At 52.6% G+C, this 14,538-nt stretch carries 15 protein-coding genes and 3 pseudogenes; 3 read left to right on the top strand and 15 right to left on the bottom strand.

Features of this window, described 5'->3' with window-relative positions; translation table 11 throughout:
• The 6 genes and pseudogenes from MHZ97_RS21660 to fliF form a co-directional block, all read right to left on the bottom strand.
• Positions 1-494: pseudogene (locus tag MHZ97_RS21660) on the bottom strand (flagellar hook-length control protein FliK); the annotation flags it as partial.
• Positions 491-934, bottom strand: coding sequence for a flagellar export protein FliJ (gene fliJ, locus MHZ97_RS21655; RefSeq protein WP_103797688.1), 444 nt, complete (start codon positions 932-934; stop codon positions 491-493). The pseudogene MHZ97_RS21660 and the gene fliJ, both read right to left, overlap by 4 nt.
• 26 nt (positions 935-960) lie before the next feature.
• Entirely contained in the window at positions 961-2,313 is a 1,353-nt protein-coding gene (gene fliI / locus MHZ97_RS21650; RefSeq protein WP_033749819.1) for a flagellar protein export ATPase FliI, read from the bottom strand.
• Complete coding sequence (fliH, locus tag MHZ97_RS21645) at positions 2,313-3,005, bottom strand: flagellar assembly protein FliH (RefSeq protein ID WP_239314165.1); 693 nt, start codon at positions 3,003-3,005, stop codon at positions 2,313-2,315. The genes fliI and fliH overlap by 1 nt, the downstream gene beginning before the upstream one ends.
• On the bottom strand, positions 2,998-3,990 hold the full coding sequence (fliG, locus tag MHZ97_RS21640; protein WP_103797690.1) for a flagellar motor switch protein FliG: 993 nt from the start codon (positions 3,988-3,990) through the stop codon (positions 2,998-3,000). Before fliG ends, fliH begins: the two co-directional genes overlap by 8 nt.
• Positions 3,987-5,699 (bottom strand): flagellar basal-body MS-ring/collar protein FliF, encoded by a 1,713-nt coding sequence (gene fliF, locus MHZ97_RS21635; RefSeq protein ID WP_239314167.1) that lies wholly within the window; start codon positions 5,697-5,699, stop codon positions 3,987-3,989. The genes fliG and fliF overlap by 4 nt, the downstream gene beginning before the upstream one ends.
• A gap of 232 nt (positions 5,700-5,931) precedes the next feature.
• Between fliF and fliE the strand changes: the two genes are divergently transcribed.
• Positions 5,932-6,243: a flagellar hook-basal body complex protein FliE gene (gene fliE, locus MHZ97_RS21630; protein ID WP_239314176.1), complete on the top strand. Its 312-nt coding sequence runs from the start codon at positions 5,932-5,934 to the stop codon at positions 6,241-6,243.
• A 31-nt stretch (positions 6,244-6,274) separates the two neighbouring features.
• Here the strand turns inward: fliE and MHZ97_RS21625 are convergent.
• The 7 genes and pseudogenes from MHZ97_RS21625 to MHZ97_RS21590 form a co-directional block, all read right to left on the bottom strand.
• Positions 6,275-6,868: pseudogene (locus tag MHZ97_RS21625) on the bottom strand (site-specific integrase).
• Positions 6,855-7,328, bottom strand: a complete 474-nt coding sequence (locus MHZ97_RS21620) for an Arm DNA-binding domain-containing protein (RefSeq protein ID WP_239314178.1) — start codon at positions 7,326-7,328, stop codon at positions 6,855-6,857. The pseudogene MHZ97_RS21625 and the gene MHZ97_RS21620 overlap by 14 nt, the downstream one beginning before the upstream one ends.
• A 31-nt stretch (positions 7,329-7,359) precedes the next feature.
• Entirely contained in the window at positions 7,360-7,608 is a 249-nt protein-coding gene (locus MHZ97_RS21615) for an excisionase family protein (protein WP_239314180.1), read from the bottom strand.
• Positions 7,609-7,713: 105 nt separating this feature from the next.
• Positions 7,714-8,279 (bottom strand): annotated as a pseudogene (locus MHZ97_RS21610) (phage N-6-adenine-methyltransferase).
• 222 nt (positions 8,280-8,501) lie between these two features.
• Positions 8,502-8,714, bottom strand: coding sequence for a hypothetical protein (locus tag MHZ97_RS21605; RefSeq protein ID WP_239314182.1), 213 nt, complete (start codon positions 8,712-8,714; stop codon positions 8,502-8,504).
• Positions 8,715-8,749: 35 nt separating this feature from the next.
• A complete protein-coding gene (locus MHZ97_RS21600) occupies positions 8,750-9,067 on the bottom strand; it encodes a hypothetical protein (RefSeq protein WP_239314184.1) in 318 nt (105 codons plus the stop codon).
• 778 nt (positions 9,068-9,845) lie between these two features.
• A complete protein-coding gene (locus tag MHZ97_RS21590) occupies positions 9,846-10,271 on the bottom strand; it encodes a hypothetical protein (protein WP_239314185.1) in 426 nt (141 codons plus the stop codon).
• 338 nt (positions 10,272-10,609) lie between these two features.
• Between MHZ97_RS21590 and MHZ97_RS22505 the strand changes: the two genes are divergently transcribed.
• Entirely contained in the window at positions 10,610-10,717 is a 108-nt protein-coding gene (locus MHZ97_RS22505; protein WP_366925758.1) for a hypothetical protein, read from the top strand.
• Between the two features lie 3 nt (positions 10,718-10,720).
• On the opposite strand, the gene MHZ97_RS21585 is transcribed toward MHZ97_RS22505, so the two are convergent.
• Entirely contained in the window at positions 10,721-11,824 is a 1,104-nt protein-coding gene (locus MHZ97_RS21585) for an acyltransferase (protein ID WP_239314186.1), read from the bottom strand.
• Positions 11,825-13,045: 1,221 nt separating this feature from the next.
• Entirely contained in the window at positions 13,046-13,336 is a 291-nt protein-coding gene (locus MHZ97_RS21580) for a hypothetical protein (protein WP_239314187.1), read from the bottom strand.
• Positions 13,337-14,449: 1,113 nt separating this feature from the next.
• On the opposite strand from MHZ97_RS21580, the gene MHZ97_RS21575 reads away from it, so the two are divergent.
• Positions 14,450-14,538 (top strand): hypothetical protein (locus MHZ97_RS21575; protein ID WP_239313698.1); only part of this gene is annotated, 89 nt, incomplete at its 3' end.

The raw sequence follows: 14,538 nt of genomic DNA, 5'->3' as shown, positions 1-14,538 counted from the left end.
TCCTGGGAGAGAGAGAAGGTGCCGTGCTGTCCGTCGCGGCGCGACTCGGCGGCCGGGGCGTCGGCGGAAGCGGCAGAAACGTCGCTCTGCGCAACCGGCGAGGCTGGCAGCATGGCGAACAGCGCCTGTATGCTCTGCGCTTCGCTGCTGGTTAAGGTTTCTGCGCTCGCCTTATCCTTATCATCGGCGGATTTGGTGGCGGCTTTAATATTTTCCGGCGTCAGCAGCGCATTCAGGCTGTCGGGTTTGTCAAAGGCGGTCAGCAGGGCGTCAAGCTGACCTTTCTGCACGGGCGCGTCCTGGCTTTCTTCAGCACTTTCAGCGGATTGCGCCACGTTTCCCTGCTGTTGCGCCAGCGTCAGCAGGCGGTTGCCCAGCTCGGTCAGAAAGTCCTGCGGCAGCGATTTGACGCTGTGCAAAACCTCTGCGGAATCTGAACTGTTCAGGTCGCCTTTCGCGCTGGCGGCGGTGACAATTTTTGGCAGCGTAATCATTCGCCTTTCCTCAATGCGGCCCGTTGGGCATATTCATCCATCCGTTTCTGATCGAGACGGTTTTCTACTCGTAATGCGTTGTCCGCCGCGCGGCCGATCAGCGTCTGATAGGCGTTGAGACGCTGCTGCTTTTCACGCCAGCTGGAGAGCGCCTGCTCCAGCCGCTGGTTCCAGTGGTTGAGCTGCGAGCGGTGCTGCTCGATCGCTTTTTCCAGCGTCTGAATAAACTGGTGGTAGTTGGTCCAGCGCGTCGTGGCGATACCGCCCGACATATCGCTGTTCAGCTTGTTGCGGTACTCATCCTGATAGTCGAGCAGCATGGTGAGCTGCTCGTCCGCCTGGCGCACGCCGCGGCGCATATCGCCGAGGTGCATTACCGCCTTTTCCAGATCCTGCTCCGCTAAATCGCGCAGCGTGTCGATGGCACTGGCGCTTTTCATCGCTGACTCCTCGCGTTAGGTCGCCGTTAGCCGAACAGCGCATGCAGATGCAGGCAGGCGTCGTCGTAGTGGCTACGTTCAAAAATGCCCTGTTGCAGAAAGGCTTCCATCTGCGGATAGAGACGGATCGCCTTGTCCAGCATCGGATCGCTGCCCGCCGCGTAGGCACCCACGCTGACCAGGTCGCGGTTGCGCTGGAAGCTGGAGAGCAGCTGTTTAAACTGCCGCACCCGCGCGTAGTGATCCTCGTCGATCAGCGCGGTCATGGCGCGGCTGATAGAGGCTTCGATATCGATCGCCGGGTAGTGGCCCGCCTCGGCCAGCCGACGCGACAGCACGATATGGCCGTCGAGGATGGCGCGCGCCGAGTCGGCGATAGGATCCTGCTGATCGTCGCCTTCGGTCAGTACGGTATAGAAGGCGGTAATCGAGCCGCCGCCGTGCGTGCCGTTACCGGCGCGCTCCACCAGCGCTGGCAGCTTGGCGAACACCGACGGCGGATAGCCTTTGGTCGCGGGCGGCTCGCCGATGGCCAGTGCGATCTCGCGCTGCGCCATGGCGTAGCGCGTCAGGGAGTCCATAATCAGCAGCACGTGCTGGCCGCGATCGCGGAAATCTTCGGCGATGCGCGTGGCGTAGGCGGCACCCTGCATACGCAGCAGCGGCGAGACGTCCGCGGGGGCGGCGATCACCACCGAACGCGCGCGGCCTTCGGCGCCGAGAATGTTTTCAATAAAGTCTTTTACTTCGCGGCCGCGTTCGCCGATCAGCCCGACCACGATCACATCCGCCTGGGTGTAGCGCGCCATCATGCCGAGCAGCACGCTCTTGCCGACGCCGGAACCCGCGAACAGGCCCATACGCTGGCCGCGTCCCACGGTGAGCAGGGCGTTAATGGCGCGCACGCCGGTATCGAGCACGTCGGTAATCGGCGTACGCTGGAGCGGGTTGAAGGGCGGGGTGATCAGCGGCGCGCGGTAGCCGGTATCAGGCGACGGCAGTCCGTCGAGCGGCTTGCCGCTGCCGTCGAGCACGCGGCCCAGCAGCTCCGGGCCAAGCAGCAGCTGTTTGCCGCTGTGGCCGCTGTCGCGCGCATAGACGCGCGCACCGGGCAGAATGCCGTCGACCTCTTCCAGCGGCATCAGAAAAAGTTTCTGGCCGTTAAAGCCCACCACTTCGCTTTCAACTTCGGTGAGATTCTTGCCGTCGTTGCGTTCGATAACGCAGGTGGCGCCGAGCGGCAGCTGCAGGCCGGTCGCCTCCAGCACCAGGCCGGTGGCGCGGGTCAGACGGCCGTAGCGGCGCACCGGCTGCACCTGGGCAATGCGGGTTTCAAAGGCGTCGAGCGCCCCCAGCCAGCGGGAAAGTCGCGAGGTCATTAAAACTCTCCTGGCGCGGCGAGACGGCACAGCTCCTGCCAGCGCGTCGCCACGCTGGCGTCGAGATCGCCATCTTCGGCGCTTAACTTACAGCCGCCGGGGTGCAGCGTGCTGTCGGCCAGCAGACGCCAGCCGTGCAGATCGAGGGTCGGCCCGAGCGTCTGCTCGATACGCTGCAGATCGTCAGGATGGACGCGCAGCTGCGGTTTGCCGCTGAACATCGGCTCCTGTTGCAGCAGCTGCTGAATTTGACGCAGCAGGGCGCTGCCGTCGACCGTGGTCGCCTGGCCGATGACCTGACGCGCGGCTTCCAGCGCCAGCTGCATCAGGCGCGAGGCGATCACGCTGTCGAGCGCCTCCAGCGAGTGCTGAAACTCGGTCACCAGCTGCTGCATACGCGCCTGAAGCGGCGCCTGCTGCTGCTGCGCGTCGGCCAGACCCTGCTGGAAACCGGCGTCGTAGCCCGCTTTCTGACCTTCGGAGAAGCCCTGCTGATGGCCTTCGTTATAGCCCTGCGCCTGCGACTCTTTGCGCGCCTGCTGCTGCATGCGCTCATAGAGCTGCTGCTGTTCGTCGACTTCCGATTCGAACATCTCCGGCTCTGGCTGAAGCTCTGGCTCCGGCTCATCGCGGCGGCCTAAATCCTCAGGCTGCCAGAGCTGCCACGGACGGGCGGAAAAGGCATCAGACATAGGTTTCCTCGCCGCCGCCAATCACCATCTCGCCCGATTCCGCCAGACGACGGACGATAAGCAGGATAGCTTTCTGTTCGTTCTCCACCGCAGACATACGCACCGGGCCACGGTTGGCGAGATCGTCGCGCAGGATATCGGCGGCACGCGCCGACATGTTCTTGAGGAACTTCTCGCGCAGCGGCTGCTCGGCCCCTTTCAGTGCCACCAGCAGCTGCTCGGACTCCACTTCCTGCAGCAGGCGCTGGATGCTGCGATCGTCCACTTCCACCAGGTTCTCGAACAGGAACATCTCGTCGATAATCTTCTGCGCCAGTTCGCCGTCGAAGTCGCGAACCGCTTCGATAACCGCCTCTTCCTGCTGCGTTTTCATCAGGTTGATGATCTCGGCTGCGGTTCTCACGCCGCCCATCTTCGCGCGCTTGAGGTTGGTGCCGTCCAGCAGGCCGTTGAGCACTTCGGTCAGCTCCGCCAGCGCCGCCGGCTGCACGCCGCCGAAGGTGGCGATACGCAGCATCACATCGTGACGCAGGCGTTCGTCGAACAGCGCCAGGATATCCGCCGCCTGACCGCGCTTGAGGTGTACCAGGATGGTGGCGATGATCTGCGGATGCTCGTCGCGAATAAGGTCGGCGGCGGCCTGCGGCTCCATAAAGTTGAGCGTTTCCATGCCGCTGGTGGTCTCGCGTGATTCGAGAATATCCTCCAGCAGGCTGGCAGCGCGCTCTTCGCCCAGCGCCTTGGTCAGCACCGAACGCAGATAGTCGTTGGAGTTGAGGCTGAGCGCCGCGAACTGCTCGGCGTCGGTCTCGAACTCACGCAGGATTTCAGTGAGCTGCTTGTGCGACACCTGGCGCATATTCGCCATCGCGGCGCTGAGATGCTGCACCTCACGCTGGTTAAGGTGCTTGAACACCTCTGCGGCGCGCTCTTCGCCGATGGTCATCATCAGGATGGCGCTTTTTTCAGTACCGGTCAGACTCATAGTTCTTTACTCATCCATTCGCGGATAACCAGCGCAACGATGCGCGGATCGTTCTCGGACATGTCGCGGATGCGCTGGCTCATCACCTCGGCGCTCATGCGGTTGTTAGACTTGCGCTCTGCATCCTGCTCATCTTTGCTGAGCTGTACGCTGTAGGCTTCTTCCTCTTGTGCGGCGGCGGCGCGTTGTTCAGCGGCTTCCACAGCGGCTTTTTCCGCTTCGCGCTTACGCATCAGCTGCGGACGCACCATTTTGCGATAGAGGATAAAGGCGACCAGCGCAATCAACAGCCATTTGCCCACGTTCATCATCTGATCGAAGAAGGCCTGCTGCTGCCAGAACGGCAGGTCGCCGCTGGTTGGGTCGGCTGCGGTGAACTCGGAGTTGACCACGTTAACGCTGTCGCCGCGCGGCTGGGAGTAGCCCATCGCTTCGCGCGTCAGCGCTTCGACCTGCTTCAGCTGCTGCTCGTTAAGGGCGATCGCCTTGCCTTTGTCGTCGGCGCGATAGTTAACCACCACCGCGACCGAGAGGCGCTGCACGTCACCAACGTTCATTTTGGTGTGGCGAATGGTGCGGTCCAGCTCGTAGTTCACAGTATCGTCGCGGCGCGAGTTGGTCGGCACGCTGCTGTTCGCCGTGCTGGTGGTGCTGCTGTTGGCGTTGTTCTGCTGGCCGTTCTGCGCGTTTTGTCCGTTCTGACCGTTAGGCGCGTTAACCGGCGCGGTGTTGGCTGGCGCAGGCTGGTTGGAGAGGGCGCCCGGCACGCCGCCCGGATAAGGGCTACCGCTCTGATCGCTGGTGCTGGTCTGACGCGAGCGGATAGCGGTGCTGTTCGGGTTGCCGTTCGGCTGATACTTCTCGTCGGTCTGCTCGCTCTTGTCGAAGTTGATCTGCGCCGTCACCTGCGCGTGTACGTTGCCCTGGCCGAGAATCGGGTTCAGGATCGCTTCGATGCGCTGCTGGTAGCGCGCTTCCACTTCGGCGGTATATTTCAGCTGCGCGTCGTTGAGGTCGCGACCTTCGCTGTCGGAACGCGTCAGCAGGCGTCCGCTCTGATCGACCACGGTCACGTTGCCCGGCGGAAGGCCCGCCACGCTGCTGGAGACCATATGCACGATGGCCTGGATCTGGCCCTCATCGAGCGCGCGGCCAGGCTGTAGATTCAGGGTGACCGAGGCGGAAGGCGATTTCTGCTCGCGCACGAACAGCGTCGGCTTCGGCATCGCCAGATGCACGCGCGCCGTTTTCACCGGCCCTAAGGTTTCGATAGTGCGCGCCAGCTCGCCTTCCAGCGCGCGCTGGTAGTTCACCTGCTCGCTGAACTGGCTGATGCCGAACTTCTCCTGATCGAGCAGCTCAAAGCCCACCGATCCGCCTTTCGGCAGCCCCTGCTGCGCCAGACGCAGGCGCAGCTCGTGCACCTTTTCCGCCGGCACCATCAGCGCGCCGCCGTTGTCGGCGAAGCGATAAGGGATGTTCATCTGGGTGAGCTGGGTAACAATCGCGCCGCCATCTTCATCAGAGAGATTGTTGTACAGCACACGGTAATCGGGCGCTTTCGCCCACAGCACCAGCGCCATAACGATGGCGATAGCGGCTGCGGCGGCAACGATAAGGGGGATACGCGGGTTAGCGCGCAGGCGAGCGATAAGGTCACTGAAACCTTTTTTTGCTGAATCCTGTGTAGCGGCTGCGCTCGCATTCATGACCTATTCCTGCCTGACATAATTGACCGGGTTTGTTGTAGTGACAAAACAGACTCCCTGACACTGCGTAAATGAAACTCCACTTCAATGCATGGCATTATTTTCCTTATCGCAAAATTCGATGGGCGAATAAGCCGGGTTTTTTGCAGTTATTTAGCGCCTTTGTCTCATTGACAACGTGTTAACTTTTTGAGCGTAGAAAATTCCATCTCTCTCTCAATGAGGTAAAAGCATGTCCATTCAGGCAATTGACGGCGTTTTACAGCAGCTTCAGCTGACGTCGCTGCAGGCCAGTAACAGAAGCAGCGAGGCGACGCAGCCGGTCGACTTCGCCGCCACCATGAAAGCGGCGCTGGATAAGATCAGCGAAACGCAGAACACCGCGCGCGCCCAGGCGCAGGATTTTGAAATGGGCAAGCCAGGCATGGCGCTGAACGATGTGATGGTGGATATGCAGAAGTCCTCTATCTCAATGCAGATGGGGATTCAGGTGAGGAATAAGCTGGTGGCGGCTTATACCGATATTATGAATATGCAGGTTTAAGCAGGTAACTGGCTGATACTAATGCAAATAACTATACGGCCACTTTAGCGAAGCACGTATGTAGCACAAGAGCGTTCATTTTCGTGTAGATAAGGGAAAGCTGATCCGTATTGTTCTCTGACATCCAGGCGCCATAAACCCGATATACCATCTGCGCATCTGAGTGACCCATTTGCGCGGCGACCTGGTTCGGGTTTGCGCCTGCCGACAACGCCCAGCATGCGAACGTGTGCCTGGACTGATATGCTTTTCGGTGACGAAGGCCTGCACGCCTTAATGCACTGCTCCATATCTGACCTGGCGACTCTGTTGAATAGTAAGCGCCTGACCTGCCGTTTACTGAATCCAGACTGGTGTTGAAGACGAATGTTTACTGCTCCTCGATGCGCTCACCGTACTCCCTGGTATGCAAGGTGAAGGGTGTCTGAGGATACATTCTTGTCAGCTCGCGCTGGTCGCGGAGGACCTCTGCTGCTGCATCGATCATGTTTATTAACCTGTTGCCCGCTTCCGTTTTCGGCGGGATGAACAGACCCTGAGGCGTCAGGTTTCGCGACACGGTTATTGTCTTCGCTTCGAGGTCTATATCTTCCCAGGCCAAAGCGCAGATTTCACCGTGACGCATTCCTGTCAGGATCGCCAGCGATCACATGTTCACGTTCTGCCGGGTAGAGCAGCGCTATACGCAGGTTAAGCAGATCTAGCTGCATTATTGAATTGATGTCCCGACTGTTCCCGATAGGGTCGAGCCTAACCCGCACCCGCCGCTCGGTCGTCACAGACGAGCTGTTCGCCCAGTCCGGCTTTTTGAACGTCAGCCATAAAACCGCTACTTCCCGTATTGCCACCGGCTTTGCAGATTCCACTTCGTTTTTAAACAGCGGCGAGTCGGGAAACGGGCTGCGGTAATCAAACGTCCCTGTTTTTACGCGGTATACGATGTTGCTTCGCAATTCGCCAGCCATTTTCCGGTTCTTCGGCGTGCCGGGGACACCGAGCGCCTGCCACCGTCTTTGCCCCTCATACATGAACCAGATCCGAAGATGGTTTTTGTTGGGGGCCACGCCTGTTGGATATGCAGGCATTTTCCTGTCTCCTGTTGAAAAGGATCTGCATTTAAGCAGATTTACGCCGCGGGATCGCCGCCGGCTGATTCTCAATCCACTTCTCAACAGCTTTCCAGTCGTAGAAGCACATGCTGTTATCCATCGGCATGCCATCCGGCGAAATGTGCTTATACTCACGACCCTCCATCCAGCTCTTTTCCCTTGCTGTCTTAATCGTGTTTTTCTTCAGGCCGGTAATAGCCATCAGCACAGATTCTGAAACCCATTTGCTGGGCGCCAGCTGAATTACGTTTTCCATATCTGCTCCTTTGGCGGCCATAGCCAGGCCAGCACGATACAAATAAAAAGGGCCAGATTAGTGATAATCCAGTCCGTGTCGGCTTCTTTCTTGTAGCTGTCATTGTCATGCGGCGCGTTCGTCGGCTGGCTCCCGGTCGGACAATAATTTCCTTCCGATCGCCATCAGTGTGTTGCGCGAGACATACCCGGTTATGCCAAAATCTGAGACGAACGGATTCCAGATCAGCAGCATCGATCCATTGTTGTTGCCATTGACCGGCTTGCCGGTATCGGCACGAATAAAGGAGAGACGGCCGTCGATAATGAAACGCACCTCGGCGCATGAGTTCCGTGCCGGGCTAAACCAGCCCACCGAAGTGTCAGCGGGAACAAGCATCACGGTGCCGGTCCCCTTGTGGCATTCTTCGGCGGCTTTCTGAACAATGGCGTGATTTCGCTGTAGGGTGGGTTACACCATACAAACCCGATCGGCAGATGCCCGGCCCAGTCCTGCGCCAGCGCGTCATCCTGTTCGGTGAAGTAAACCGGGAGCAGGTGGTTGTGCTCGCTCGCGGTCACATCCGCCACAAAACGGAAATCACGATTCAGCGCGGCGAATATTTCCGGCGGCGTCTGCCAGCTGTCGCGGTGTTCGGGCGGGGTAGTGCTGCCGCCATAGTTATTAACGATATTCACTGGCGATTCTCTTTATCTACCTGCCGCACATAGAAGGACAGCCAGCGCTTTGCTGGAAATGTACCTGGCGGGAGGCATTGAACGGTTTTGGCGTGCTTATCGAGAAGAGTGGTTATGATGCGGTCGTGTTCGGATTTGCGCCTGCCATCAATCGCTTAAGAATCTCGCTCCTGCACTTACGCGCTAAGGCCATTAGCGCGTTTTCAGCTTGCAGCGTCATGCCACCTTTTGGTTGCGAAGAGCATGCTGAATACGCTCATGATCGGTGCGGCATTCATCGCTGCAGAAGTACCCCTTGTCAATTGGCTCTTCACAGTAATGACATTCACCCGTGTAAGTCATCTGCGGCACCGGCCGGTTAGCCAAAGCCACCGCTATCAACTGCTGCTCGCGTTCTGCTGCTTCATTAATCGGATCTGCAAAATTCATGATTACCTCCAGACTTTAGGCGTAAAAAAACCGCCTCAGTGGGCGGCTTCTGCGTTTTTTTTAGCGTCATGTTTTCGTCGTATATCAATCATCCTGATGTAAAAGTCATACAACTCTTTGCGCATACGCTGCTTCATTTCATCAGGCAGCGGCTCTTGCAGCTTCATCCATTCATTCAGTTCAGGTTCGCACTGTGCATAAGCGTCATCAACGACATTCTTTGGCGGAATGCTGGTCTCTATGAAGGGAATCGTATGGTCATTCAAGCATCGAACTTCTGGGGTATAAAAGCTTTGGTTGCCCGCGATTACCGCACTCGAAACCAAAACTCCTGATAGAAAAATCCATTTCACAATTTATTTCTCCTCCTTCTGATAAGCCGGCTCCGTTTCCCGTAGAAACTTCATCGACAATTCCCTGTAGAACTTTAGCTGAATGGGCAATAAAACCATCTCCATGTGCAGCTTTGCTTGCTATCTAACTCTTATGAAGGTGAACTTATATCCTCCATACTCGCCAGTGGCTTTATCTCCTGTTTTCTCACAGTTTCCTGCTACAGAACTTGCTCTGAAAGCGATATGCGCATTTGGTTGGCAGGGGATATTTAACTTTTCAAATGCTACTTTAGTACTGGAATAGGTTTGCCCATTTACAATCACGTTGTACCTGCGCTTTCTGGCCTCTTCAGACTGTTTGAGGGTTGGGTATCTTAACTTCACTCCTTAATCTCCTTATGATAAATCGGATCGTTAACCTTTGGAAACCTCGTCGACTCTTCCCTGTAAAACTTTAGCCGTTCTTGAAAGTAAGCGCGCAGCGATTTCGGCTGTGCATCTCCACTTCATACGCGACAATCGGCATGTTCATGCGCTCTTTTTAAGGAACGCCTGATGCAGATAAATCGACATTGATGCGGTCGCGCTCATCTTTGCTTCGTACTGCTTGGGTTAATTTAGTTATAAAAATGGCCCCTGCATTCCTGCAGGGGCCAAAGGCAAAAACTCCCGGACCGCATTGCGGTTCATTATGCGTCTGGTGCAAATGCACCGTCATGACCTGTCGTAACAAGCGATTGCGGTGTCAATCAAATGACTTTTGCTGACAATGATAAACCCGCCGAAGCGGGCTCTTTCATGACCATTTCTTTCTTGGGTCTCTTCGATGCGCGTGGTTAACAGCCTGCCCATATATGAACTCACCACCTGGATCACTAATTTCAACCCGAGCGAATGATTTGCTCTCCTTAAGTTCCTTCGCTAAGGCGCGTCCAACAAGAACATCAAGTGTTCCCTCTAACTCTTTGGATAAGTCTTTGTTAATGCGAAGATGAAAATATTTTTTACTGTATTTTACTTTCGCATAATAATTCTCATCTAAAAGCATTATTGAAAAAGACGACAGATAACGCAATCCTTCTATCTGCTTCCGCTGCCTTAGCATTAGAACCTTTCTTTCTGATGTGGGATTTATCAGGCCTAAAGATAAGGAGTTTATAAACATTTTGTGGCTGGCAGATAGTGAGCAACCTTCACCCATCGGTAGTTCGAGTTCGACCATATATGTATTCTTATAGTTCTCAACAAAGAACCTAAAAAAGGAAAAAAACCGGCTCCAGTTATCCTGTCCTAAAGCGTTATAAAAACCTCTTTTTTTTCAGCAGGATCGCGGTGGTATAAACCTCTTTTTCCAGCAGGCCGTCTATCAACTTTTAAATGATTAATGGCGCAAAGAAGAACAAAATGAAATTGATGTCAGGAAGAAAAAAGCAACATAAGTTTGCAATTATCATCGATAAACTACGCAACACAAAAAACAGCCCTTATCAAACTAAGCTTTTAATGGGACGGAGGCATAATGATAAAAAGAGCTATCTGCTTAGTATATGACTAGATTATATTGATGAGATGAATGCGATTGATCCAAACAACGTTGATGATATTAACTGGCCAGAAATTCCATCTTCATTACACTCACAACCTGCAGCCCATATAGGCTGCAAGTAGCATCTATTTTTTTTGGCTGGAAACCCAGTTGTATCTAAACTTGTTTTCAATAAACCTATAACTCAGTTCTGCAAGTAAAAAGCTTCCAAAGAAAAAGAGAGTTACGTGTGCCACTGACTCAAGCCAAGGAGTGCTCTTAACACCATACAAGAAAAATCTTCCCACTAAAACCAACACTATGAAGTGAGTGAGATAAAGCGAATATGATCGGGATCCGATATAATCGCAAATGGTTCTAAGGAGAGGGGGCCGAGAAAATAAATTCAAGTTTAAGCTTGCTAATAGTACAAAAATTCCAGATAACAGTGCTGTTAACCCGGTCTGATAAAATACTATCGGATTAGGGTTGGTAAAAAGCGCAAGGAAAAATGTTAAGAATGTGAATATTAAAATAGAAAACCACGCACCAGTAGGAACATATTTCCTGATAAAGAAAGTGATACCTTCATGGCTCAGGACGGCAATTATAACACCCAGCGCTATAGCATCTGTTCTAATAGGCCACGCGAGAGGAGTTTCACTATTTAATGTTCTTGGGATGAAAAATTGAGTCAGGAAAACTACGGACATAAATAAGCACAGCTTTCTATTATTCATTGAGAATAATATTAAAGGCAACAATAGGTAAAACTGATTCTCAAGAGATAGGCTCCAATAAATACCTAAGTTTCCACATGTACCTTCCTGCCTGCAAATGGGGAAGTATATGTTTTGAGTTTGAGTGATAGAAAAGAATGCTGATTTGAGCATGTCAGACGGAGCAAGAAAGGCATGATGTTTTTCAAGAGCAAAAGAAAGAATTATTGAAACTACAATCCAGAAGATGGCTGCAGGCATGAGTCGCCATATTCTTTTTATGTAGAATTGCTTTGCTTCACTCTTAAAATTATCAAAATTTAAGTTATTTAGTTTTTTATCTAACAAACCTTTTGTAATAAGAAACCCAGAGACACAAAAAAACAAATCAACACCGCTGCCGAATTTACTTATACTTATCACTTTAAAGTAAAATGAGTCTGGGGCCAGAATGCCTGGAATGTGAGCAAGTATGACGAATAAAATAGCAAGAGTTCTAAGAACTTCAATATCGTGATTTTTTTTATCCACAATAAATCATATCCCTTTCCAAAACAAAGCTAATTAAGATTTCGTTAATCGGCTTGATGTTAAAAAGCACATAATAATATGAGCCGATGATACCACCAGATGCATAGATGTCACACCTCATTAATAGGAAAACCCATCAGAAATACTGGCACAAAAAAGCCCTGGCGATTGGGCAGAGGCATGCCGCGCCGATCTGAGTTGGCTACGGGGTTCGTTATAGCCAGTGCTTGTACCATGCGAGGCCGACAACAAGAGCCACTACAACGATGATATTGATCGCTATAACAACGCGTGGCGAAACATCCATAGTGATATCCTCAGAAAAAAGCCAGTCGTGAGAGATTAGCATCTGTGAGACAGTTTTGGGATACGCAAGGGTTTGTGATCTTTAACAAGCCTGTGTTGGGTCGCCTCATGGCTCTGTAGCACACATGTAGCACAAAAAAATTCCGCAAAGCACCTCATATTAACCTGATTGGCGAAACGCGCCTTGCGGCATGCCCCTGATAAATCCTTGATCACCCTAAATCAACGCACCCATGCAAAACCGCAAGGTGAAATTAAGAACATACAGGTTTCGCTCAGATAACTTACTAATAAATATGAAAAATTAGATAGTTTTGTTATGGGGCATAGAAGGGAGAAACTCTTTCAATTTTTCGTTGAGCATGCTCCTTTGTGCTTTGTCATTTTCCGTCATCCAGGATCGTTATACCTGATACACCGCTTATGCATTTGCTGCCCCATCTGGCTGGCAATGAAGTTGGGGGTTGCTTCTGCAGACAGTGACCAGCATGCATAGGTGTGTCTAGCCTGATAGGCTTTTCGGTGACGAAGGCCGGCACGCCTTAATGCACTGTTCCATATCTTACCTGGCAACTCTGTTTAATAGTAAGTGCCTGACCTGCCGTTTACTGGATCCAGACTGGCGTTGAAGACAAGTGTTATCTGGTCTTTGATCCGCTCATCGTGTTCCTTGGTATGAATGGTGAAGGGTGTCTGAGGATACATCCTTGTCAGCTCGCGCTGGTCGCGGGGAACCTCTGCAGCTGCATCGATCAGGCTTATTATCCTGTTGCCCACTTCCGTTTTCTACGGGGTAAACAGACCCTGCGGCGTCAGGTTTCGCAACACGGTTATTGTTTTCGCTTCGAGGTCTATATCTTCTCAGGCCAAAGCGCAAAGTTCACCGTTACGTATTTCTGTCAGGATCCCTAGCGATTACATGTTCGCGTTCCGCCGGGTAGAGCACCCGGCGATGGGCCGTGGAAACTCTTCTCCTGTGAGCGGGTCCGGCCGTTTGTTGGATTTTTTTAGAGGCTTGATGCCCGTCATCGGGTTCGCCCCTCTATATCCATTGCTTTGCGCGAAGGCGAAAATGGTCTTTAAATCGGACATGCTGGGATTAACCGTCGCGGCCGTCCTGCCTTTCTTCTCTATATTCATCTTCCTGCCGGTCAAGTAACTGCCGTTCAGCAGCTCTATGCGCAGGTGAGGCAGATCCTTCTGCATTATTGACCTTATGTCCCGACCGTTCCCGATATGGTCGAGCCTAACCCACACCCTTCGCTCGGTCGTCACACATGAGCTGTTCGCCCAGCCCGGCTTGTTGAGCTTCAGCCAAAAATCCGCTACTTCACGTATTGCCACCGGTTTTGCAGAGGTTAAGTTTCAGGGCAAAATGCTAATTAGTTATCTTAATATTAACTATGCTGGGCGTATGGCCTTTAACTTCAGTACGCGCGATCCTCAAAATAATGAAAGTAACTAATGCGGCTACAGTGGGGAATAAGTATTGCCCTAAATCCGGCCAGATAGCCTTAAGCACAAAACTGCTCGCCACCGGGCTGACTTCGGGAGTCACAGTTTACCTGACCGTAGTCAGGGATCGCCCTGGCTTCGCCAGTGAAGGCGTGGTTACCGGGTCATCACCGCCTACAGCATTACAGCTGTTGCTGGATGCCTGAACGCAGAAGTGAAGATTGTGGCTGACGATGCTTATTTATAAAAATTACGGTCTACACCAAGACAGTACGATTAGCGCAACGCGCACAGAATTTTTTGCGCGTTTTATAGGCGGCACTGGTTAAAAAAAGGGGCCTAGAGGCCCCGATTTTAAGAGACGAGTTTTTTAATTACGGGGACTTTATAAAAAGCGAGATAAAAAGCTATGCAAAACAAATAGCTTCCAATGATTGAAATGGAAATAGCTAGAGCTAAATTTAATTTCAGGTCAACCATTTGCTGCAAAATTATCCATGTTGGTATCAAATGCATCAAAAACACGCAAAAACTGCTTTTACTTAACAATGTAAAAGTTTTAGGTGCGAGGTCAAAAATTGAGTCGCCATATTTTTTAAAAATGCAAAATGTCGGGATGCTACAAGCGAAGATAAATATAGATGAGTACCAGCCTATTCCATCCCCATTCATTTTGTTTAAATTTTTGAGATATCCTTGGGTATATAGAGATAAAGCAAGTATAATTATTATGGAAAGAAATAAAATCATGCCGTTTAATTTCAATGTTATCCTGTGACTTATAAAATATCCTGTTACTGCATAAGAAACAAAGCCATTAGCAGGATCAACAGGCTTTGTTGAATAAATCGAACTTTTGCTGAGTTGAAGGATCAGATCACGCATCCTCCCGACAACACAGACCGTTCCGTGGCAAAGCAAAAATTCAAAATCACCAACTGGCCCACCTACAA

The organism is Pantoea sp. ACRSC, from assembly GCF_022346785.1.
Taxonomy (GTDB): domain Bacteria; phylum Pseudomonadota; class Gammaproteobacteria; order Enterobacterales; family Enterobacteriaceae; genus Pantoea; species Pantoea alvi.
Note: the sequence above shows the minus strand (reverse complement) of the source record. Positions and strands in the feature narration are given on the sequence as shown.